The 22571-nt window shown below is 67.1% G+C and carries 22 protein-coding genes and 2 tRNA genes; 7 read left to right on the top strand and 17 right to left on the bottom strand.

The features are described from left to right. Positions 1-138 precede the first annotated feature (138 nt). The 5 genes from NA3_RS07905 to NA3_RS07885 form a co-directional block, all read right to left on the bottom strand. The gene (locus tag NA3_RS07905; protein WP_062962826.1) at positions 139-504 is read right to left on the bottom strand and encodes a hypothetical protein; all 366 of its coding nucleotides are present in this window, start codon (positions 502-504) and stop codon (positions 139-141) included. A 31-nt stretch (positions 505-535) separates the two neighbouring features. Beyond that, complete coding sequence (locus NA3_RS07900; protein ID WP_167354967.1) at positions 536-925, bottom strand: PASTA domain-containing protein; 390 nt, start codon at positions 923-925, stop codon at positions 536-538. 235 nt (positions 926-1160) lie between these two features. After that, entirely contained in the window at positions 1161-2252 is a 1092-nt protein-coding gene (locus NA3_RS07895; RefSeq protein WP_062962824.1) for an alpha/beta hydrolase family protein, read from the bottom strand. Further along, entirely contained in the window at positions 2249-2701 is a 453-nt protein-coding gene (locus NA3_RS37565; protein WP_167354966.1) for a hypothetical protein, read from the bottom strand. The genes NA3_RS07895 and NA3_RS37565 overlap by 4 nt, the downstream gene beginning before the upstream one ends. 53 nt (positions 2702-2754) lie before the next feature. Beyond that, positions 2755-2827 (bottom strand) — tRNA-Lys (locus NA3_RS07885). Between the two features lie 320 nt (positions 2828-3147). Between NA3_RS07885 and NA3_RS07880 the strand changes: the two genes are divergently transcribed. Next, the gene (locus tag NA3_RS07880) at positions 3148-4359 is read left to right on the top strand and encodes a L,D-transpeptidase (protein ID WP_062962822.1); all 1212 of its coding nucleotides are present in this window, start codon (positions 3148-3150) and stop codon (positions 4357-4359) included. Between the two features lie 212 nt (positions 4360-4571). Beyond that, positions 4572-6182, top strand: a complete 1611-nt coding sequence (locus tag NA3_RS07875; protein WP_218021774.1) for an alpha/beta fold hydrolase — start codon at positions 4572-4574, stop codon at positions 6180-6182. Between the two features lie 169 nt (positions 6183-6351). Here NA3_RS07875 and NA3_RS07870 read toward each other — a convergent pair. Together NA3_RS07870 and orn are read right to left on the bottom strand one after the other, a co-directional pair. Then, positions 6352-6424: transfer RNA gene (locus tag NA3_RS07870), tRNA-His, on the bottom strand. 54 nt (positions 6425-6478) lie between these two features. Next, positions 6479-7117, bottom strand: a complete 639-nt coding sequence (gene orn / locus NA3_RS07865; protein WP_062962821.1) for an oligoribonuclease — start codon at positions 7115-7117, stop codon at positions 6479-6481. Between the two features lie 169 nt (positions 7118-7286). Here orn and NA3_RS07860 point away from each other — a divergent pair, with 169 nt between their 5' ends. Beyond that, a complete protein-coding gene (locus NA3_RS07860) occupies positions 7287-8999 on the top strand; it encodes a helicase HerA-like domain-containing protein (protein WP_084491321.1) in 1713 nt (570 codons plus the stop codon). Between the two features lie 47 nt (positions 9000-9046). On the opposite strand, the gene lysA is transcribed toward NA3_RS07860, so the two are convergent. From lysA to NA3_RS07830, 6 genes are all read right to left on the bottom strand, one after another. Continuing rightward, positions 9047-10390 carry a diaminopimelate decarboxylase gene (gene lysA / locus NA3_RS07855; RefSeq protein ID WP_062962819.1) on the bottom strand — a complete coding sequence of 448 codons (1344 nt, stop codon included), beginning with the start codon at positions 10388-10390 and terminating at the stop codon, positions 9047-9049. A 146-nt stretch (positions 10391-10536) separates the two neighbouring features. Next, on the bottom strand, positions 10537-11328 hold the full coding sequence (gene cmrA, locus NA3_RS07850) for a mycolate reductase (protein ID WP_062962818.1): 792 nt from the start codon (positions 11326-11328) through the stop codon (positions 10537-10539). Positions 11329-11339: 11 nt separating this feature from the next. Beyond that, positions 11340-11942, bottom strand: coding sequence for a VOC family protein (locus tag NA3_RS07845; protein WP_062962817.1), 603 nt, complete (start codon positions 11940-11942; stop codon positions 11340-11342). After that, on the bottom strand, positions 11942-13993 hold the full coding sequence (locus NA3_RS07840) for an NADPH-dependent 2,4-dienoyl-CoA reductase (protein ID WP_062962816.1): 2052 nt from the start codon (positions 13991-13993) through the stop codon (positions 11942-11944). The genes NA3_RS07845 and NA3_RS07840 overlap by 1 nt, the downstream gene beginning before the upstream one ends. Before the next feature lie 4 nt (positions 13994-13997). Then, a complete protein-coding gene (locus NA3_RS07835) occupies positions 13998-14600 on the bottom strand; it encodes a PadR family transcriptional regulator (RefSeq protein WP_062962815.1) in 603 nt (200 codons plus the stop codon). Between the two features lie 298 nt (positions 14601-14898). After that, positions 14899-15516, bottom strand: coding sequence for a TetR family transcriptional regulator (locus NA3_RS07830; protein ID WP_063917365.1), 618 nt, complete (start codon positions 15514-15516; stop codon positions 14899-14901). 168 nt (positions 15517-15684) lie between these two features. Here NA3_RS07830 and NA3_RS07825 point away from each other — a divergent pair, with 168 nt between their 5' ends. From NA3_RS07825 to NA3_RS07815, 3 genes are read left to right on the top strand one after another with little or no spacing between them, the layout of a single operon-like run. Then, positions 15685-16794: a ferredoxin reductase gene (locus NA3_RS07825; protein WP_062962814.1), complete on the top strand. Its 1110-nt coding sequence runs from the start codon at positions 15685-15687 to the stop codon at positions 16792-16794. Positions 16795-16826: 32 nt separating this feature from the next. Next, the gene (locus tag NA3_RS07820; RefSeq protein ID WP_062962813.1) at positions 16827-17981 is read left to right on the top strand and encodes a fatty acid desaturase family protein; all 1155 of its coding nucleotides are present in this window, start codon (positions 16827-16829) and stop codon (positions 17979-17981) included. Further along, a complete protein-coding gene (locus NA3_RS07815; protein ID WP_062962812.1) occupies positions 17982-18302 on the top strand; it encodes a hypothetical protein in 321 nt (106 codons plus the stop codon). Positions 18303-18308: 6 nt separating this feature from the next. On the opposite strand, the gene NA3_RS07810 is transcribed toward NA3_RS07815, so the two are convergent. Continuing rightward, complete coding sequence (locus tag NA3_RS07810) at positions 18309-18851, bottom strand: DUF4254 domain-containing protein (RefSeq protein WP_062962811.1); 543 nt, start codon at positions 18849-18851, stop codon at positions 18309-18311. Positions 18852-19210: 359 nt separating this feature from the next. Here NA3_RS07810 and NA3_RS07805 point away from each other — a divergent pair, with 359 nt between their 5' ends. Then, positions 19211-19540: a hypothetical protein gene (locus NA3_RS07805; protein ID WP_062962810.1), complete on the top strand. Its 330-nt coding sequence runs from the start codon at positions 19211-19213 to the stop codon at positions 19538-19540. 160 nt (positions 19541-19700) lie between these two features. Here the strand turns inward: NA3_RS07805 and NA3_RS07800 are convergent, their stop codons facing one another. The 3 genes from NA3_RS07800 to NA3_RS07790 are packed head-to-tail and all read right to left on the bottom strand — an operon-like array spanning position 19701 to position 22487. Then, entirely contained in the window at positions 19701-20870 is a 1170-nt protein-coding gene (locus tag NA3_RS07800; RefSeq protein ID WP_227994963.1) for an ABC transporter ATP-binding protein, read from the bottom strand. Beyond that, positions 20867-21688 (bottom strand): ABC transporter permease, encoded by an 822-nt coding sequence (locus NA3_RS07795; RefSeq protein WP_062962809.1) that lies wholly within the window; start codon positions 21686-21688, stop codon positions 20867-20869. Before NA3_RS07795 ends, NA3_RS07800 begins: the two co-directional genes overlap by 4 nt. Then, on the bottom strand, positions 21681-22487 hold the full coding sequence (locus tag NA3_RS07790) for an ABC transporter permease (protein WP_062962808.1): 807 nt from the start codon (positions 22485-22487) through the stop codon (positions 21681-21683). Before NA3_RS07790 ends, NA3_RS07795 begins: the two co-directional genes overlap by 8 nt. Positions 22488-22571 lie beyond the last annotated feature (84 nt).

Genomic DNA, 22571 nt, shown 5'->3' with positions numbered 1-22571 from the left:
GTACATAGAATTGAATTCGGTACCTTTACCTGCGGGTTTGCCGATAGTGCGGGTAATTCGCGTTGTGGACGCTCAATGAGAACGGCCCGCGCATACGTGGGAGATGCGCAGGCCGTTTCGTGTGACGAGGCTATCGGGTCACGGGTGGCAACCGCCCTGCTGCTGCAGCGACCAGTTCGCGATTTGCCACGACAGCGCGCCCATGCCGGCGCCGATGATCGCGCCGGGGATCGCGCCGACGATGAAGAGCGGCAGGCCTGCGAGCGCGCCGATCACCGCGCCGATTCCGGCGCGCAGTTCCATCGTGTCGCCGGGCATCAGGCACAGGATCGGTTGCGCGGTGGTGATTGGCTGCACCTCGGGCTCGGTTGCTGCGGCGGCGACCGTGGCGGGCTCGGCCGGTGCCTCGGCGTTCGCCGTGGCGGCGAGGCCGAGGAATGCGACGGCGAGCAGCAGTGCGGCGACGATGCCGGATCCTATCCGGCGAGCCATGCGAGTGTTCATGTGAATTCCGTTCGGGGCAAAGAGGTTCGAGTTAGCGGTTCTTCTTGACCATCGTGAGCACGATCGGGGTATCAGCGCTGACGACCGTGCCGGGTCCGGGCTCTACCTCTGTCACTGTCCAGTTCGACAGCATGATCACCATCTGCACGCCTGGTGTGCCCGACGCGTGCTGGATGTCTTTGAAGCCGAGTTTCTTCAGCTCGGCCTCGGCGATCGCCCCGTTCTTCCCTATGAGGTCGTCGGGAATTGTCAGTTCTGCTGCTGGTGTGGCGGCGGTGGTTACGGGCGGCGCGGCTGGGGTGTATCCCGTGTCGGCGGCGCTGGGGGCTGTGAACGGTTGCGGGGCAGTGGTGTGCGTGAGTGTCGGCGTCGCGGTCGTGGAGCTGCCGCCGCTGCACGCGCTGCCGATGAGCCCGATCACGAGAACCACTCCGATCGCGGACACAATCCACACCCACACCGGTGCCTTCTTCGCGGGGTGCGGGGGATGCGGTGCGGGGGGTATCGACGGGTAGGGCGGCATCTGTGGATGGTTGGGACCGGTCATCTTTGGATATCTCCTCATCTAGTGCGGTCGAGAGTTTGTTGTGAAAACGCTGTGAGTCGTTACCGAGCAGTCGGCGAGTCGCGGAAAAGGCTGGCCCGGTTAGGGATCGTTAGGTCTGCCAAACGAGCTCGGGTGCAGTAAATCTCGGCGTGTCCATACCGCGCAGCCACCGATCAAGCCACAAACCGACCACGTCCCGGCTGACGAGAGCGGCCCGGTCGGCCGGGACAGTGCCGCAGAGATCGGCAGAACACCCGAACGCTGGCAGGTCCGTCGCCGTGTAGTGCCCGGCATTGAGGATCGAGGCGACCTCGAAGCGGCTGCCCCGGAAACCATTCCAGCTCGACGACCACATGCCCGTCAGATCGAGCGACAGCACGGGCAGATCGAGCGCGGGCGCGGCGGCGACACCGTCCCAGCCGGCCGGGCCGTCGAGGGCGACCGCAGCCCGCACACGCGCATCGATGGCCGCCAACTGCACCGCGGTCGTGCCGCCATAGCTGTGGCCGAGCGCGGCAATCCGGCCGAGATCGAGGCGTGCACCGACGATCGGCAGCGCCGTGAGGTGGTCGAGCACGAGGCGCAGATCACCGATGCGCGTAGCGAGCTGGGCTCGCATGTAGTCGGGGGTCACCGTCGGCGCTGCGCCCCATACGATCCGGCCGTCCGGCAGCTGCACGGCCGGGCTCTCGCCGGTGTGGTCGATGGCCACGACCGCGTACCCGCGGGAGGCGAGTTCGGTCGCGAGACCGGACAGGATGAACCGCGGCGTGCCCATGCCGGGGGAGACGAGCACAACGGGCAGTTGGTCGCCGTCGACTGCCGCGTCCTCGGTAGCGTCGGCCTGCGCGCCCACCATCGCCCCGGCGGCGTCCGGTGTGTGCATCCATTCGGCTGCCCGGGTGGCGATCTGCAGTTGCGCGACCGGTCCGGCCGCCGGCACGTACGGGGCGGACCGGTCCGCGGTCCGGGTTGGATACCACGCCGAAACCATCACCGCGCGTGCGCCGTGGCCGATCTCGGCGTCGACGCGGCCGACCGCGTGGGCGCCGGCGGGCGAGGCGATGGGGGACGGGCGTAGCGGGGCGGTGCGGCACGTGGATCCGCTTGCGCACAGCGGATGGTCGGCGCGGGCGTATCCGGCGCCGGCGCACAGCAGGGCGCCAGCCGCAGCGGCGGCGGCGATGAGGCGGGCGATCACCGGGGCTCCACCGCATACCAGGCCTTGCGGTCGGCGACGCACCACACGCGGACCAGGCGCATTTCGTCCAACCGCTCCAGCGCGGTGTCGGCCCACGCCTGGCCGCCGGGATGGGGAAGATCGGTCTCGGTGAGGCCGAGGCGTTCGGCCCACTTCAATGCGATCGCCGCGTCCTCGGTACCGACCGGAACCTGCCCATCGAGCGAGGGCAGGTGGTCGGCCTCAACGTTCTGGCGCCACAGAATCGGCGGCAGATCCGGTGCGAGCGCATTCACGAACGCGCTGGTGGCCGCCTCGATCGCATTTTTGAGGTCGGCATAGTCGATGACGAGGGGAGTGGAGGCGTCGCCGGTAGAGTGATGAAGATCACTGAAGGTGGTCGCCTGGGCTCTGGATGACGCCGAATCGTTAGGCGGTTCGTAAGCTACAGATTTAGCTACAGTGCTCATTTCCGGGGTCCGATCCCGGAAGCATTCGAGCAGGTAAACGATAGTTCGAAGAGTGCGCCATCAGGGACTCGAACCCCGAACCCGCTGATTAAGAGTCAGCTGCTCTGCCAATTGAGCTAATGGCGCTTGGACCTCCGGATCGGGCCTGCAGGCTCCGTTCCGGTGCGGGAGAAACCATAACAGTTGGGTAGGCGGAAAGTGAAATCGCCTGTTCAAAGGGCATTCGAGGGGGGATCGTGATCTTGCGTGAACGCGGTAACGGTTGACGGGCCGGAAGGGATGAATCGGGCAGAGTGTGCGGGGCCGGCTCGTTGTGTCAACCCGGTTGCGATCCTTCCACCTGGCAGAATGGGTGGGCGTGGTCTCGACCGATCCCCGCACGTGGTGGGTCGAGCAGCGTGGCCGGGGTTTCCCGGTTGCGCACGAGGCATGAAACGGGGTTGCACATGGGTGGACGTCGAGGATCGCGGCAAACGAGAGCGGTGGCGGCGTGGTTGGGCGTGATGTCGATGCTCGCGCTCGCGGTCACCGGATGCAGTGATTCCGGGGCGACGAACGATGGACCGGCGATCGAGTCGGCTTCGGTCATAGACCTGGTCAAACCGAAGGTGCTGACCCCGGTCGCCGACGGCGCGGTCGGGGTGTCGCCGGCCGATCCGATTCCGGTGAAGGTGGAGAACGGGAAATTGACCGCTGTCACGTTGCTCACACCGGATGGCAATCCGGTGGCGGGGCAGATCGCGCCCGACGGGACCTCGTGGCAGCTGACCGAACAACTCGGCTTCGACCGCACGTATCGCCTGCAGGCCGACGCGGTCGGAATCGGCGGCACCACCTCGACGACAATCAGTTTCACCACCCTCGCGCCGCGCATCAAGACGCATCCGTGGTTGCTGCCGGGTGAGAACGCGGTGGTGGGAATCGGCCAGCCGGTCGCGATCCAGTTCGACGAGAACATTCCGGATCGCCGCGTCGTGCAGGATGCGATCAAGATCACCACGACGCCCGCGGTGGAAGGCGCGTTCTACTGGGTGAACAAACGCGAAGTGCGTTGGCGACCCGAGCATTTCTGGGCTCCGGGAACCAGGGTCACCGTGGATGTGAACACCTTCGGCCGCGATCTGGGGGGCGGGCTGATCGGTGACTCCGATATCCATTCCAGCTTCACCATCGGCGATCCGATGGTCTTCACCGCCGACGACAACACCAAGATGGTCACCGTCGAACGCAACGGCCAGGTGATACGGACCATGCCGACCTCGATGGGCAAGGATTCCACGCCCACCCAGAACGGCATCTACATCATCGGCGACCAGTTCGACCACATGATCATGGATTCGTCCACCTACGGCGTCGCCGCGACCGGTCCCAACGGATATCGGACCCCCGTCGACTGGGCGACGCGCATGTCCTACAGCGGCATCTTCATGCATTCGGCGCCGTGGTCGGTGGGCCAGCAGGGCTATTCCAACACCAGTCACGGCTGCCTGAACCTGAGCCCGGAGGATGCCCGCTGGGTGTACGAGAACGCCAAGCGCGGCGATATCGCGATCGTCAAGAACACCGTCGGTGACACCCTGTCCGGCGTCGACGGCCTCGGCGACTGGAATATCCCGTGGGCGGAATGGAAGGCCGGCAACGCTGACACCAACCGCTGACGACAGCCGGCAGAGCGGGCCTTCCGGATATCCGGAAGGCCCGCTCGTCGTTCGGGTCCCGGGCGGTGATCGGACGCTACACTTGCGTGCGCCAATCCACTCCCGCGAAATCCGGGGCCCAGGCGCGCAACGTTGTGGCTCCCCGAATTCGCCTGTGTTCGTGGCTCTTCCGGAGTGATCGCTGCTCCGCTGCGTGGTTGGCGGTGGCTCCCGTGCGATTCGGTCTCGACGTGCTGAAGGGTCAGGTCCTCATGGGTGGTGGGCAGCGGTGCGCGGTCACGTTCCCCGAGTGCCGTCGTTCGCGTGGCCTGCTGCGTGATGTCGGCGGGGTCGTCGCATCGGTGATCGTTACCGCTCTCGCGGTGACGGTGGCCTCTGCTTCCGGTATGGCGGGCGCTGAACCGCCAGACCCGCCGGCGCGCTTTCATCGGCAGCTTCTCGACTGGCGTCCGTGTGAGGACGCGGCCCTGGTGGCGGAGGGTGCGGTCTGCACGGATGTCGCGGTGCCACTCGATTACGGCAATCCGGACGGGCCGATCATCACGATCGCGGTCTCGCGGATCCCGGCGAGCGATACGGCACACCGTCGCGGTGTGCTGCTGACCAACTCGGGCGGACCCGGGACACCGGGGCTCGACGCGTTCGACCTTGTCGGTGATGTCCTCCGGCCGGATGTGCTGAGCCGCTACGACCTGATCGGATTCGACCCGCGTGGTGTCGCCCGCTCCGGGCGGCACCAGCGGTGCGGGTGGCCGGTCGCCACCCCGATCCGCTCCGCCGGTGTCGGGTTACCGGGATTCGTCACCGAAACGGCCCTGCAGGCGCGGCTGGCCGCCGATTGTCTGGTGGGGGGTGATGTGAACTGGATGCGCCAGCTCAGCACGCGCAACACGGCCCGCGACATGGACGTGATACGGGCGGCACTGGGCGAGGAACGCATCAGCTATTACGGCGTGTCCTACGGAACCTATCTGGGCGCGGTCTACTCGCAGCTGTTCCCCGGCCGATCCGACCGCATGGTGCTCGACAGTGCCATCGATCCGCAGCGCTACTGGCTCGGCTTACAACAGGACTGGGGTCCGGCGGTGGAAGCGGCCTTCGACGACTGGGCCGGCTGGGTGGCGGCTCGTGACCGGCAGTATCACCTCGGCGACTCCGCGCCCGAGGTCCGCCGCCGAGTCGAGGCCCTCATCGACCGGGCGGCGCGGTCGCCGATCGTGGTCGAGGGCTTCGGTTTCGATGATCACGTCCTGCCGAATCTGCTGTGGACGATGCTGCGCGACGCGCGATTGAACGAGGCGCTGGCGGCCTCGGTACGGGCTGTCACCGATGCGGCGGAGGGGCGCGCGCCCGAGGTGCCCCCGCAGCTGCACCAGCAGATCTCGTACTACGAGCACGACGAAGATTCGGTCATGGTGCAGATCTGGTGTGCGGACGCACCGATGCCCGCCGATCCCGCCTGGTACTGGAATGCGATCGAGGCGGCTCGCCCGGCCCAGCCGATCTTCGCGGCACTAGCCGACAACATCCAGCCCTGTGCCTTCTGGCCACCGCCGCTGGAGCCGCCCACCGTGGTCGACAACGATGTGCCCGCACTGATCCTGTCCGCCACCGGCGACAACCGGACGCCTCACGAGCACTCTGTGGCACTGCATCGACAGATGTCGGGGTCGCGCTTGATCACCTTGGCCGACACCAGGATCCACATGGTGCTGCGTCCGGGCTTGAGCACCTGCATTCTCGACACGACCAACAGCTACTTCCGGGACGGGGACTTTCCGGCAGACGACCGCACCTGCCAACCCACCACACTGATCGAATGAGCCGTCCGACCGGTGTGCGCTCGATCAGGTCGGCCGGCCACCGGGTGGACCGAAGGGCAGCCGTGACGCGCACCACGTCCGCGCATCGCGATCGGGCCGGACGGAAGGCCTACTCGACTCATGACGAAGGGGCAGGTCCGGAATCTCTTCCAGACCTGCCCCTTGACAGGGTGACCGACGGGACTCGAACCCGCGACAGCCAGGATCACAACCTGGTGCTCTACCAACTGAACTACGGTCACCATTGCCGGTAACAACCGGCGCGGTAGATGGTAGCGCGAAGACCGCCGGGAAACCTAATCGGCGGATGCCGCGGGGGGCTGGGTGCCGGTGGAACCGGCGCTGACCTGCGCGGCGATCTCGGCGATCTCGGCGCTCGAGGGGCCGGGGGCGGGTACGAACGCGGTGCGGCGGTAGTACCGGAGTTCCCGGATGGATTCCTCGATATCGGCGAGGGCGCGGTGGGACAGGCCCTTCTCCGGCTGGCCGAAGTAGATGCGCGGATACCAGCGCCGGCACAGCTCCTTGATCGAGCTCACATCGATCATCCGGTAGTGCAGGTGGGCGTCGAGTTCGGGCATGTCCCGGGCAATGAAGCCGCGGTCGGTGGCGATGGAATTGCCGGCGAGCGGCACGGTGCCGGGGGTGGGAACCCACTCGCGCACGTAGTCGAGAACCTGCTGTTGCGCCTGCTCGATGGTGACCGTGGACCGTCGCACCTCGTCGGTCAGGCCGGACTTGGCGTGCATGTCCTGCACCACCGGCGGCATCGCCGCCAACGCGTCGTCGTCGGCGTGGATGACGATATCGACGCCGTCGCCGAGGATATTGAGATCGCTATCGGTTACGAGCGCGGCCACCTCGATCAGCTTGTCGCTGTCCAAGCGCAGGCCGGTCATCTCGCAATCCATCCACACCATCAGTTTGTCGGACACCCCGGCAACCTTAGTGCGCGGACGGCGCGAATCGGACCGACCGCACCGGATGTGTGCCGTCCGGCCGGTTGCGGACGCTTTCTGGCAAACATCCCGCTACAGTTTGCCCAGGTATATGCGTGATTCCAGTGGTGTCGGCAGCGGTGGGCAGGGCGACGGAGGATCGGCGATGACCAGTTCCGAGGACAAGGCGGCGAAGGCGGCGGCGGCGCGCAAGGCGGCCGAGGAGGCAGCGCGGGTCGCGGCGGAAGCGGCGGCCGCGGCGGAGGCGGCCGAGGCCGAAGCCGCCGCCGAACAGGCAGGCGAGTCGAAATCGGCCGAACCGACGGATGTGAACGCGAAACCGGCTGTCGCCGAGGCGAATTCGGTCGCGCAGCAGATCGCGGCGGGTTACGCCTTCGAGGGCGCCGCGCTGGAACTGGGTGCGGTGGTCGTCGGCGGGGAGGTCGATCCGGCCGCACGGGTGCGGATTCCGATGCGAACGCTGAACCGCCACGGTCTCGTCGCCGGCGCCACCGGAACCGGTAAGACCAAGACCCTGCAGGGCATCGCCGAGCAACTGTCCGCGGCGGGCGTTCCGGTGGTGCTCGCCGATGTGAAGGGCGATCTGTCGGGTCTGGCGCAGCAGGGCGAATCGAGCGACAAGCTCGCCGCCCGTGCCGCGCGGACCGGCGATACCGACTGGGCGCCGCACGGATTTCCGACCGAATTCGTCTCCCTCGGCACCGAGGGAATCGGCGTCCCGATTCGCGCGACCATCACCTCGTTCGGTCCGGTTCTGCTCAGTAAGGTGCTGGGGCTCAACGACACTCAGGAGTCCACTCTCGGCCTGATCTTCCATTGGGCCGACACCCGGGGGCTGGCGCTGCTGGACCTGAAGGATCTGCGTTCGGTGATCCAGCACCTGACCAGTCCGGAGGGAAAGGAGGATCTGAAGGGGATCGGCGGCGTGTCGGCCGCGACGGCCGGGGTGATCCTGCGTGCGCTGGTGAATCTGGAGGCCGACGGCGGCGACACCTTCTTCGGTGAGCCGGAACTCGACCCCGCCGATCTGTTGCGGACCGCCGGCGGTCAGGGCGTGATCACGCTGTTCGAACTCGGATCGCAGGCGGCGCGGCCGGTGCTGTTCTCCACTTTCCTGATGTGGGTGCTGGCCGATCTGTTCCAGACCCTGCCCGAAGTCGGCGACGTCGACAAACCCAAGCTGGTCTTCATCTTCGACGAAGCGCATCTGCTGTTCGCCGACGCGTCCAAGGCCTTCCTGGAGCAGGTCGAGCAGACGGTGAAACTGATTCGCTCCAAGGGAGTCGGGGTGTTCTTCTGCACGCAGTTGCCCACCGATGTGCCGAATGCGGTGCTGTCGCAACTGGGTGCGCGGATCCAGCACGCGCTGCGCGCGTTCACCCCGGACGACCAGAAGGCGCTGACGAAAACGGTGCGCACCTACCCGAAGACCGCGGCCTACGACCTCGAGAACGCCCTCACCGCGCTGGGAATCGGCGAGGCGATCGTCACGGTGCTGTCCGAACAGGGGGCGCCGACACCGGTCGCCTGGACCCGGCTGCGCCCGCCGCACTCGCTGATGAACACGATCGGCGAGGACGGTATCCGCTCGCGCGCACAGTCGAGTCCGCTGTTCGAGAAGTACGGCCGGACCGTGGACCGGGAGTCGGCCTACGAGCTGCTGGCCGCGAAAGTCGTTGCGGCCGAGCCGGAACCGCGGCCGGTGCCGCAGGACTCCGGCGGGCGTGCGCAGGAGCCGGACGTCTCGGCGGCGGAACGGATCATGAGCAATCCGGCGGTGAAGAGTTTTCTGCGTTCGGCGGCCTCGGCCGCGGGCCGCGAGATCAGCCGCAGCCTCTTCGGAACCCGCAAACGCTGAGCGTCCCCGGCCACCGGGCAGGCGTCACTCGGCCGCGCGAGAAACGCTCAACCGAGATCGCGGAGCAGCAGATCCTCCACGGTTTCGCGGCGCACCAGTTCACGCATCCGGCCCCCGTGCAGCGCGACGATCGGCGGCCGTCCGACGCCGTTGTAGGCCGAGGCCAGGCTGTGGTGGTAGGCGCCGGTGCACGGAATCGCCAGTAGCTCACCGACATGCAGATCCGCGGGTAGCCGGATATCGGCGGCGAGGACGTCACCGGCCTCGCAGTAGCGTCCGGCCACGGTGGCGGTGACGGTCGGTCCGGTGGGATGCCGGCCCGCCACCACCGCGTCGTAGCGGGCCCCGTAGAGGGCGACCCGCGGATTGTCGTTCATTCCGCCGTCCACGATCACGAACGTCCGTCCACCCGGGACGTGTTTGATCGCGGTCACGCGATAGATCGTCACCCCGGCCCGGGCGACGATGCCGCGGCCCGGTTCCATCGCGATCACGGGGCGCGGGAAGCGGTTTCGCGCGCACGCCGCGTCCAGGGCGTCGTCGATGATGTCGGCCAGTTCGGAGAGATTCAGCTCCGCGTCGCCGGCGCGGTAGGCCACCGCATGCCCGCCGCCCAGATCGAGCTGGGTCAGCACGACGCCGTAGTCGTGACGGACCTCGGCCATCCGCGCGACGAGCCGTCGCACAGCTTCCCCGTAGTGGTCGGGGTCGTGGATCTGAGAGCCGAGGTGGCAGTGGAAACCGCGCAGATCGAGCAGGGGATGGTCGATGATCGTCCGGATCGCCTCCTCCGTGGTCTCGTCGTGCAGGGCGAAGCCGAATTTCTGATCGCTGACCCCCGTGCGGACGGCCGGATGTCCGTGCACGTCGATATCGGGTGTCAGGCGCAGCAGAACTTGCTGGGGCCGCGTGACGACCGTGCCCAGCAAACTCACCTCGGTGAGCGAGTCGATCACGATCCGCCCGACACCGACGCCGACCGCGTATTCCAGTTCGGCGAACGGTTTCCCGCTACCGTGCAGGATGATCCGCCGCGGATCCACCCCGGCCGACAGGACGATCGCCAGTTCGCCGGCCGAGCACACATCGATGCCGAGTCCCTCCTCGGCCACCAGCCCCGCGATCGTACGAGTCAGCAGAGCCTTTGCGGCGTAGACGATTTCGGCATCCGGGAAGTGCTTGCGATACGACCGGCAGCGGGTGCGGATCTCGGTCTCACCGATCACATAGGTCGGTGTGCCGTAGCGGTCGGCGACATCGTCGAGGGCGACCCCGTCGACGGTGATGCGGCCCAATTCGTCGTAGTGCGTCCGGCGCGGCCACACGGTGGTGTCCAGTCGCGGGGACGCCATCCCCGAACGTAGGGACGGGAACATCTCGAGCAACGTCACGGCGTGTCTCCTGTGGTTCCCCGCTTTCCTCCTCGACTGCGGGGGTCACTCTCAGGACTACGCCGGTGACCGGCGCCGGAACCGTCTCGATACGCCGTCTTGACCGGCGGCGCCGCGATCTTGACGCCGCCCTGACACCCTGCGGATCAGCCGGCGAGCCTCTTGTAGAACGAACCGACGATGGGCGCGGTGAGCGCCCGCGGCGCGTACTGGCCCGCGACGCTCATACCCTTGCTGATCAGGCCGGGAACCACGCGCATCTTGTTGCGCGCCAACGCGTCGATGGAGATCTTGGCGGTGTAGGCGGCCGACACCCAGATGAAGTCCGGGATCTTGCTGCCGACCTCTTCCTGGTCGGGATTGTCGGTGCGGACCGGGCCCGGCGCCAGCAGCGTGACGTGCACGCCGCTGCCGGTCAGTTCGCCGCGCAGCGATTCGGAGAAGGTGTTGGTGAAGGCCTTGGTCGCGGCGTAGGTGGCGTTGTTGGGGATGGCCATGTTCCCGGCCGCCGAACCGGTGATCAGGATGCCGCCGCCGCGCGCGAGCATGCCGGGCAGCACCGCCAGGGTCAGATCGTGGACCGCGACCGCGTTGAGTTCCATCACCGAGCGCTCGACGTCGGCATCCAGGTCGGCGACGGCGCCGAAGGTGGCGACGCCGGCGTTGTTGCACAGGATGGCGATCTCGCGACCCGCCAGTTCGGCCACCAGCGGTGCGCGTTGGTCGCGATCGGACAGGTCGACCGCGCGAACCTCGGCGGTGACTCCGTATGTGTCGGTCAGCCGCTGTGCCAGCTCGGCGAGCAGCTCGCCGCGACGGGCGACCAGAATGACCGAATAGCCGCGTTTGGCCAGCTCCTCGGCCAGAGCGGTTCCGATCCCGGAGGACGCTCCGGTGACGACGGCACGATTGTCGGCGGTGGGTGCAGGCAAGCTCACGGTCGCCGAGCCTAGCCGGACTTGCCCTCGCCGCGGGGCTTGGGCTCGAGGAAGGCGACACCCCAGTCGATATGCCCGTGCCACACCCCGGCGATCCGCCCGCCCTGCACCGCCGGCTTGGGATCCCCGACGGGGCCACCGGCCGCGCGCACCGCCGCCACCGTGGCATCGAGATCCGGAGTGCCGAAGGCGACGCCGACCAGCGCGGGCCGTTTCGTCGGGGCGGCGACGACCTCCAGGAACGCCTCGCCGACCCGATAGAACGCCATTTCCGGGCCGTCCGGGCCGCGCGGGTGGAAGCGCCGTCGCGGGCCGCTGCCCAGTACGGCATTCAGCGCGGTGACGGATTCGTCGAGATCCGGCACCCAGTAGACGACGTGGTCGACGAACGTCACACCGTTCGGATGCGCCGTCTCGGTCTCGACGTCGTGCAGCAGTTCCGGCACACCCAGTGTCGCGGCGTCGGCCTCGATGCCCTCGAATCCCCAGCCGGTGCCGACGCCGAGCGTGCAGGAGATCCGCCCGATCCGCATCATCGCGTCCTCGACGGCGAAACCCAATGCGGACCAGGACTTCTCGTCGCCCGGCAGCCCGAGGCGGGTGAGGAGCGCCATTACAGCGCCGCCGCCAGGCGGGTGCCCTGATCGATGGCCCGTTTGGCATCGAGTTCGGCTGCGACGTCGGCGCCGCCGATCAGATGGATGCGCACCCCCGCCTGTTGCAGCGGCTCGACCAGGTCGCGCACCGATTCCTGTCCGGCACACAGGATCACGTTGTCGCATTCGATGACGGTGGGCCGAGCGCGTTTGTCACCGAAACTGATGTGCAACCCGCGGTCGTCGATGCGCTCGTAGTTGACGCCGCCGATCTGCTCGACGCCCTTCGCCTTCACCGCCGCGCGATGCACCCACCCGGTGGTCTTGCCCAGGTTCTTCCCGAACGGCGTCGACTTTCGTTGCAGCAGAACGACATCGCGAGGGGCGGGCGAGGGCCGCGCCGCGGTCAGCTGACCCGGCGCCTCCGGATCGTCGGCGGTGACGCCCCACTCCTGCTTCCATTCGTCGAGCTTCAACGCCGGATGTCCCTCGACGGTGAGGAATTCGCTGACGTCGTAACCGATTCCGCCCGCGCCGATCACCGCCACCTTCTTGCCGACCGGCTTCTCCTCGCGCACGAGTTCGGCGTAGGTGAGCACCTTCGGATGATCGATACCCGGAATATTCGGAATACGCGGGCGCACGCCGGTGGCGACCACCACGTGGTCGTAGCGGCCTTCGATCAGTTCGCCGGCGCTCACCCGGCGGTTCAGGAACACCCGCACCCCCGCGAGTTCCAGTTTGCGGGTGAAATACCGGATCGTCTCGTTGAATTCCTCCTTGCCCGGAATTCGCCGCGCGATATCGAACTGTCCGCCGATCTTGTCGTCGGCCTCGAACAGATCCACCTTGTGGCCGCGCTCGGCCAGGTTCACCGCCGCCGACAATCCCGCCGGCCCCGCGCCCACGACCGCGATGCGCTGCATCCGGCGGGTGGGCAGCAGACGCAGTTCGGTTTCGTGGCCGGCCCGCGGATTCAGCAGGCACGACACGGTTTTGTGAACGAAGGCGTGGTCCAGGCAGGCCTGGTTGCAGGCGATGCAGGTGTTGATCTCGTCGTCGCGGGCGGCACGGGCCTTGGCGGCCCACTCCGGGTCGGCCAGCAGCGGCCGGGCCAGCGACACCAGATCGGCGTCGCCACGGGTGAGGATCTCCTCGGCGGTCTCGGGCATGTTGATCCGGTTCGAGGCGCACACCGGAATGTTCACGCGCGCGGTGATTTTCGCGGTGAATTCGGCGAAGGCGGCGCGCGGCACCGAGGTGACGATCGTCGGCACTCGCGCCTCGTGCCAGCCGATGTCGGTGTTGATGATGCTGACGCCCGCGGTCTCCAATTCGGTTGCCAGCGCCAGGATTTCGGTCTCGGTCTGGCCGTGTTCGACGAATTCGGCCATCGACAGCCGGAAGATGATGACGAAGTCGGCGCCGACCGCGGCCCGGATCCGGCGCACGATCTCCAGCGGGAAGCGCCGCCGGTTCTCCGCCGATCCGCCCCAGCGGTCGGCGCGTTTGTTGGTGCGCGGTGCGAGGAACTGGTTGATCAGATAGCCCTCGCCACCCATGATCTCGACACCGTCGTATCCGGCGAACTTCGCCAGCCGCGCGCACCGCACGTAGTCCTCGATGGTGCGCTCGACACCCTTGTCGGAGAGTTTGCGGGGGCGGAAGGGGTTGATCGGCGCCTTGATCGAGGAGGCCGAAACACTGAACGGCACATAGGCATAGCGCCCGGCGTGCAGAATCTGCAGGGCGATCTTGCCGCCCTCGGCGTGCACGGCCCGGGTGATCGCGCGGTGCCGGTAGGCCTCGGTCTTTTTGGTGAGTTTGGCGCCCAGCGGCAGCAGCCAGCCCTCGCGGTTGGGGGCGTAGCCGCCGGTGATGATCAGGCCCACGCCGCCGCGGGCGCGCTCGGCGAAATAGGCGGCCAGCCGGTTGGTATCCCAGGCGCGGTCTTCCAGGCCGGTGTGCATCGAACCCATGACCACCCGGTTGCGCAGGGTGGTGTGGCCCAGATCGAGCGGCTCGAACAGGTGCGGATACGAATGCGGCGAATCGGAATTCGCGGTCATGGGATCACCTTTCGGAAACGGAATCCGGTTGCGGGGCTGGGTCTTCCGGATCGGACGAGGACGATCGCAACGCACCCTGCAGACCGGCCAGAACCTCGTCGCACCATTCGACGAAGCCGGCCTCGACGCGGATGCCGCCCCGCAGTACCAAGTACTGGTAGAGGGCGGTGCCGGTGAGCCGGTCCGGGGCGGGAAAGTCCTTCTTCTCGATGAGGCGGTACAGCTCCAGCCGCTGGGCGTGGTGATCGCGGTGGCGTTCGACCTCGGCGCGCAGCGCGGCGGGATCGCCGTGTGCGGCGGCGCGGATCTTGACGCCCAATTCGCTGCGCAGCGGACCGATATCGTCGGTCGGCTCCGAAATCCAGCGCGCCAGTTCGGCATGTCCGGCATCGCTGACGGTGTAGACCTTCTTGTCGGGGCGGCCGTCCTGAGCGATCGCCTCGCCGGTGACCCAGCCGCGTTCCTCCATGCGCTTGAGTACCCGGTAGATCTGCTGATGCGTTGCGCTCCAGAAGAATCCGATCGATTTGTCGAATCGGCGCGCCAGTTCGTACCCCGAACCGGCTCGCTCGCTCAGCGATACCAGCAGTGCGTGTTCGAGGGCCATGCGGTGAGGTTAACCGATACCCGCTGTACTATGCAACGTGGTGCATATTCCCGGCTGGGGGAGCCGGAACTGCGAGAACACTGTGAGGACGTGCCGTTTTCTGTATCATCACCCGCGGTGCTCTGCACTATCTCGGATACGGGAAGGGCGCCTCGCATGGCCGCGAGGCCCGCGGGGCGTCCTTCTGTCTCGCGAGCGGTGTCATCGGACGAGAAGTGCCGGCCCCGCGATCACCACGGCGCAGATGGCTTCCACCGCGCAGGGCGAACAGCCGCCGCGGAGGGCGAGCGTGGACTGATCAGACGGTGTGCGGTTTCCAGGCGGCCATGCCCAGGGCGATCATTCGCACCTGGCCGACGGTGCGGTCGACGAGTTGCGGGCGGTCGCGCAACGGGGCGGCGACGAAGTCGGCGATGTGATCGGCGACGGTGGAGACGATCAGGTCGGCGGCCAGCTCCAGATCATCGGTCGGCCACGCGTCCAGTGTCGGAATCCGCGATATGTCGACCACCAATTCCCTGGTGATCAACTGCATTTCGGTGGCTATCGCGGTGCGTAGCGCCGGTGCGCCGCCGTGGCGCTCGCGGATGAGGAAGCCGTAGAGGTCCTCGCGGCCCGCGATCTGTGCGAAGACGAAGCGCACCGTTTCGGCCAGGCGTGCGTCGGGGGTGCGGCGCAATTGCCGCAGCGCCAGGCGCAACTGGCGCACTCCCTCGTCGACCAAGGCGGTGCCCAATTCGTCGAGGGAGTCGAAGTGGCGATAGAAGGCGGTGGGCACGATCCCGGCCGAGCGGGCGATCTCACGCAGGCTCAGCGCCGCGAATCCGCGCTCGGCGGCCAGGGTCAGCGTGCCGTCCAGCAGCGCTCGCCGCGTGCGCTCCTTGCGCTCGACTCGGGTTTCGGCCTGCTCGCTCATCTCGCTGAGCATACATCCGTTCACGATCCGTCCATTCATGGAGATGTTGCATCGGTCACAGCAGATGCAGGTTGAACTATTGCGGTACCGCCAGGCACACTAGTTCAGTGTACAGATGTGCACCGAAACGGTGTGCATGAGCAACAGACGAAGGCTGGGGAGAACCGCATGGTGGGACTGCTCGATCTGGTCCAGACACTGACCTCGCCGCACCCGCTCGACCGGTATCTGGAGTTGGTGCGACCGACACTGACGCTGCGCGATATGCGGGCCGAGATCATCGGCGTGGATCGGTCGGTGCCCGGCTCGGTGACCCTCACACTGCGTCCGACCAGGCAGTGGGCCGGGCACGAAGCCGGTCAGTTCGTGCAGGTCGGCGTGCTGATCAACGGAGTGAAGCACACCCGCTGCTATTCGCCGATCGATGCCGAGGCCGGCCCGGGCCGCACCCTCACGCTGACCGTCAAGGCACATCCGGACGGTCTGGTGTCGCAATATCTACACCGGCACGCGAAGCGTGGGATGGTCGTGGACCTGGCACCCGCGTCCGGGGTGTTCCGGCTGCCGGAGCAGCGCCCGGACAAGGTGGTGCTGATCAGCGGTGGCAGCGGTATCACACCGGTGCTGTCGATGCTGTCCACGCTGGTGGCCGAGGGGTATCGCGGTGACGTGGTGTTCCTGCACTACGCCCGCTCACCCCGGGAGGTGCCGCACCGGGACCTGCTCGTCGATATCGCCCGCCGCCACGACAACGTCGACATCGTGCTGGGTTATCCGGAATTGGCCCGGTCCGAGCGGCTGGACGGCGCACCGTGGAGCTGCGCGACCGTGCCCGGCGCGAAGTTCCTCGACTACGACGAGCTTTCGCGCATCGCGCCGTTCTTCGCGACCGCGCAGACCTACGTCTGTGGCCCGCCGCCGCTGATGGAGTCCGTGCGTCGCATCTACCAGGCCGAGGGACTCGACGACCGCCTGCACAGCGAGGAATTCGTCCTCACCGCCGCACCGGCCGACACCACCGACGTCGAGGGCGTCACCACCTTCTCGGTGAGCGGCAAGCAGTCGGAGAACACCGGTACGAGCCTGCTCGAACAGGCCGAGTCGGCGGGATTGACGCCGGAGTTCGGATGCCGGATGGGGATCTGCTTCTCCTGCACGGCGGTCAAGCGGTCCGGCTGTACCCGCAATCTGCGCAGCGGCGAACTGGACAGCGATCCCGACCAGCCGATCCAGCTGTGCGTCAGCGCCGCGGTCGGCGACGTCGACATCGAGATCTGAGCCGCACCGAAATACGAAAGGGGAGAAAAGCCATGACCATACTCACCGAAACCGAGAACGGACCGCTGGTCCTGTCGCCGGAACAGGTCGCCGAGATCGGCCGGGAACTGGACGCGCTGCGCGACCGCATCACCGCCGATCTGGGGGAGCGCGACCGCGAATACATCTACTCGATCATCAAGGCGCAGCGCGGTTTCGAGATCGCCGGACGCGGCCTGATGTACCTGGGCTTCCTGCCGCCGTTCTGGCTGGCCGGGGTCGCGGCGCTGAGCCTGTCCAAAATCCTGGACAACATGGAGATCGGCCACAACGTCATGCACGGCCAGTGGGACTGGATGCGCGAACCCGGCCTGAATTCCCGTGTGTTCGAGTGGGATACGGTCTGCCCGGCCGATCAGTGGAAGCACTCGCACAACTACATGCATCACACCTACACCAACATCCACGGTCGTGACCGCGACATCGGTTACGGCGTGCTGCGCATCGACGAGGGCCAGCAGTGGAATCCGTACTACCTGGGCAACCCGGTGTACGCGCTGGCGCTGATGCTGTTGTTCGAATGGGGCGTGATGCTGCACGACCTCGAGGCCGACAACATCATCAAGGGCAAGCGGAAGTGGGCGGATATCAAGCGCCTGGCCAAGGGGCAGATCCGTAAGGCGGGCCGGCAGGTGCTCAAGGACTACATCGTCTTCCCGTTGCTGAGCGGGCCGCTGTTCGTCTCCACCCTGGCCGGCAACGCGACCGCCAACCTGGTGCGCAACGTGTGGGCGTACTCGATCATCTTCTGCGGACACTTCCCGTCGGGCGTACAGACGTTCACCGAAGAGGAGACCGAGAACGAGACGCGCGGCGAGTGGTACGTGCGGCAGATGCTCGGCTCGGCCAACATCACCGGCAGCAAACTGTTCCACATCCTGTCGGGCAACCTGTCCCATCAGATCGAACACCACCTGTTCCCGGATCTGCCGGCCAACCGCTATCCGGAGATCGCACCCGAGGTGCGCGCCCTGTGCGAGAAGTACGGCCTGCCCTACAACACCGGCCGGCTCAGCAAACAGGTCGGCTCGGTCTGGCTCAAGATCTGCAAGCTCGCCCTTCCCCCGGCCATCGTCGGGAAAGGCTCGCAGCCTGGTGTTATCGTGATGCGAGAGCGGCAGGTCGAGCCGAGCGAGGTGGGCGGGTAGATGATCGGAAAATTCGAGAGCAACAAGGATCTGATCCAGGAGCTGACATCCTCCGGGGCACGACACGTCGGCAATATCGCAACGATCATTACCGGCACCGTCTCGGAAGTGACGCGCGAAATCGGTGACTGGATCACCGACGCCATCGAGATGCGGGAGGCCGCGGCCGCGGCGCACCGTGATCGGGAGGCGGCGGCCGGGGTGAATGCCGGTCGCGACGAACCGGATGTGTTGCTCGACGAGCCCGAGCCGGCGGCGAATGTGCATGCGGCCCAGCCCATCATCGACGCCGATGTGGAGATCGTCGATCCGAAGCACTGAGCGGAGTCAGAACACCGGCAGCCGGCGCCGGTGTTCGGCGATATCGGTGATCAGATCCTTGTAGCCGTCGGCCAGTTCGGCGAGGCGCACCCAGTGCAGGTGTGCCTCGCCGTCCGGTGTGGCGGTGGGGAGCTCGTCCGCCGGATAGTTCGAGGCGGGCAGTCCGAGCGCATGGTGGGCGGCGACCCATTTTCCGGCCATCCGGTCGATGACCGCACCGAGGGTTTCGGTGTGCAGCGAGGCGCCCTCACGATGGGCGATGTTGTCGGCCACCCAGACATCGATGCATTCGACCAGCCGGGTGCGTTCGCGGTCGATCTGGTCGACCAGGCGGCTGGCGCCGGCCACGCGCGCGCTCGACGCCTTCGGCGCCTGCGCCTCCCGGTAGGCGTGCCGGCGTAGTTCGTGGCAGTGGACCAGCTGCCGGGCCACCTCGAGTACGGGATGGTCGCCGGGCGGTGGCGTCGTGGACCGGAATGCGCGCAGCAGTGCGGATACCGACGGAAGTGCGCCGGTCGCGTCGTTGTCACCGGCGTATGCGGTCGCCATCGTCTCCCACCCTCGTCTCAGCGGTCGGAATCTGGTTACGCCAGGGCCGAGGAGGTTTTCGGGGAGGGGCTCCCCTCGGCTCCGGCGTAGTCCCGCGGAATCGGACGCCGGCCGTGCGGTCGCACTGCTCACGGGTGGTACGAACCGGGATATCCGCGACGATGCGAAAGACGTGTCCGAATGCGGGGACATATTCAGGAAAGCGTGTCCCGACTTGGCATGCAACGGTTGACGCGCCGAACACCCAAGGTGCCGGACAATCGTTATACGCATCACGCGGGGATCACATGATCGCGAAGATCCACCATCGGCGGCGCGGCGCCTGCGCGACCGGTCACGGGTGGCTAGCCTGAAGATTTGTGCCCGCCTATGTCTCTTCGCCGGAGCTGACCTTCGGCTTCCTGTTCGCTCTGGAAGATCCCGAGCGGATCGCCGAGGTGGTGCGAGATCTGATGGAGCGTCGCACGGTCTCGGTCTTCCGTTTGGCGCACGTCTCCGGCGCGGCGGGTCCGCCGGAGCGCTATGTCGTGAATTGGGCTGCCATCCCGCAGATTTCGATCACCACCGCCGCACCGGACGCCGACGCCATGCAGGCCGAGCGGATCATGCTGGTCAACGCGTTTCTCGGCGAGGGCGGTGAGGTCAGCTTGTACTCGGCGGACAGCAATCGCCCAGACGACAAGCGCTAGAGTCGATTTCCCATCGGCACCGCACTCGTTTTCGTTACGGAGACACTCCACACAGTGGCTCTTACATCTCTCTCAGCTATCGGCCAGCGGCGATTAAGTTCCGGCCAGCAGGGTGGGTTCTGGTCGATCGCCCGGCACGGGGATCGACGGCCTATGCCCCCTAGAGAGAGGTAGAAGCATGATTCCGGTCATCATCGACACCGGTAGCGCCGCGCTGAACGGCCTTCTCGACACCGGCAGTGCCGCCCTCAGCGGCGTTGTGCACACCCTGTTCACCGGGTCGTTCGGCGGCTGATTCCGCCTCGTCCCCGGGGGTCGCGCCCCGGGCCACTGCCCCGGCGTCCGACGGCGCCGGGGCAGTGCCGTCTCCGGCGGAGTAGATGCGGCGCACCACATCCTCGATATCGGGTTCCTCGATGGACAGGTCGCGCACCTCGACCCGGTTCGAGATGGCGGCGAGAAGCTGGGCGGCGGTGGTGATTTCGGGATCGAACGCCAGCCGCTGCCGCATGCCGTCGGCCTCGGCCGCCAGCAGTGTCGCCCCCGCGAGGCCGGTGAGATCGCCGCTGGGACGGGCCAGATCGACGACCAGGACCCGCCGCGCGCCGACGGTTCGCGCCAGTCCCGGCAGCGTGCCGTCGTAGGCGAGACGGCCGTGGTCGACCACCAGCACTCGTTCACAGAGGCGTTCGATATCGCCCATATCGTGGGTGGTCAGCAGCAGGGTGGTGCCGCTGTCCGCCCGCTCCCGGCGCAGGAACTCCCGCAGCCGCTGTTTGGACAGCACATCGAGGCCGATGGTCGGCTCGTCGAGAATCAGCAGCTCCGGGCGATGCAGCAGCGCCGCGGCGATTTCGGCGCGCATGCGCTGGCCGAGGGAGAGCTGACGGACCGGGGTGTCGAGGGTATGCGCCATCTCGAGCTGTTCGACGAGTTCGTCCGTGCGGCGGCGCGCCGCGACCGGTTCCAGGCGATGGATCGCGGCAAGGATCGTGAACGATTCGCGCAGCGGCAGATCCCACCACAGCTGTGACCGCTGACCGAACACCACGCCGATCCGGCCGGCCAGTTCGCGCCGCCGGCGCACCGGATCCAGCCCGCAGGTGCGCACCGTGCCCGAGGTCGGCACGAGGATGCCGGTGAGCATCTTGATCGTGGTGGATTTGCCGGCTCCGTTGGCGCCGATATAGCCGACCGCCGAACCGGATTCGATGCGAAAGCTCATCGAATCCACCGCGGTCAGCACCTCGCGTACGCGTCTGCGGCGGCCCCGCGAGCGGCGCCGGAGCACGAATTGCCGGGTCAGATCCGATACGTCGACGGTGTTCATCCGCCCCCTCCCTGATAGTGCCGCACCCCGATGCGCCACAGCGTCGAGGCCATTATCCAAACCCACAGCGCCGCAAGCGGTCCGAACCAGGCCAGCTCGGCGGGCAGCCACCGCGGGCCGGGCAGGCCGAGCAGGGCGATCGTGGGCAGATAGGCGACGAACGACACCGGGATCGCGAATCCGAACAGCGCGCGCAGCGGTCCGGAGAACACCGAACCGGGTTGCTGGGCGGCGAAGGATCCGCCGTAGGTGAAGCTGTTGGTGAGTTCCGAACCGTCCACCAGGTGGAATTGCAGGCCCGCGGCGCAGACGAACAGCCCGGCGAAGATGGCGATCCCGCTCAGTGCACTGCTCACCGCGAGCACGATATGCGCAGCGCTCCAATCGATATCGTTACCGATCAGGCCGACGGTCAGGACCACCGCCGCGACGGTGGCCCGCGACAGACGCCGCAGTGACACATCGCTGGTGATCAGTTGGAGCAGCAGGGGCTGGGGGCGCAGATGGAAGGCGTCGAGGGTGCCCAGCCGAATGTAGGTCGCCAGGGTGTCGGTGTGGCCGACGGCGATCTGTGCCAGCGCGAAACTCAGGTTGGACAGGCCGAACAGCAGCAGCATCTGCGTCGAATTCAGACCGCCCAGGGCGGTGACGTTGTGGTAGATCAACCACATCTCGGCGAATTCCACCAGACCGATCAGCAGGGAGGAGAACAGGTCGGTGGCGAAGGAGAGCGGATAGGCGCGCTGTGCGCGCATCCGCGAACGCAGCACGGCCACATAGGGTGTGAGCCTGCTGCCGTAGGGTGCGAGCTCAGCCACCCTGCACCTCCAGTTTGCGCCGGCCCGCGGCGACCAGGGCCCGGCCGATGCCGATCGCGATCACGATCCACAGCACCTGCATGCCGATCACCGACCACGCCGCCGAACCCGTTGCGCGGCCGGACATCACATCGACCGGGCCCTGCAGCAGCCAGGGAAACGGGGTCAGCCGCGCGGCGGCGGCCAGCGGTGCCGGAAACAGGTGGACGGGGACGTAGAGACCGGCGAGGAACGTGGACAGGATCTGGTAGAGCATCCGGATTCCGCGCGTCTCGATCAGCCAGAATCCCAGCAGGCTCACCGAGAACAACAGCAGCAGTGAAAGTGTCACGGCCGCAACGACACTGACGGCGCCGAGCAGATACGGTGCGACCGTGCCGGGCAGCACCAGCTGTGCCGTGATCAAACCGGTGGCGACCGAAGGCAGCCCGCGCAGCGCCAGCGTGCACGCCGAGCCGCCGAGATCGGTTGCCAGGTAGAAGAATTGAATGTCGATGGGGCGCTGCAGATCGACCGCCACATCGCCGGTGCGAACGCGTTCGGCGATGTCGTGCGGCGGTCCCATCACGCGCAGGGCGCCCAGCATGCCCTGGGACAGCCACACGTAGGCGCCGATCGACGCACCGGTGTAGCCGCCGAAGCCCGGCGTGGAGCGTGCGGCCGCGACCATCACCGCGGCGCGGATCAGGCCGAACACGATATTGGCGGCCAAGCCCGCGAAGACGGCCGACCGGTAGTTCCATTGCCGCCGGAAGCCGGCTCCGAACAGACGTGAATAAACCCCCGAGAGTGCGCGCACAAGTTGTCCAGAATACGACGTCGCCGCCCGGTCGGCGAGCGAATTTCGGAGAACCGGAGCGGGGGAGTCCAGGCGGTCGGTATG

The organism is Nocardia africana NBRC 100379 (genome assembly GCF_001612635.1).
Classification (GTDB): domain Bacteria; phylum Actinomycetota; class Actinomycetes; order Mycobacteriales; family Mycobacteriaceae; genus Nocardia; species Nocardia africana.
This window is presented reverse-complemented; position numbering and strand designations above follow the sequence as displayed.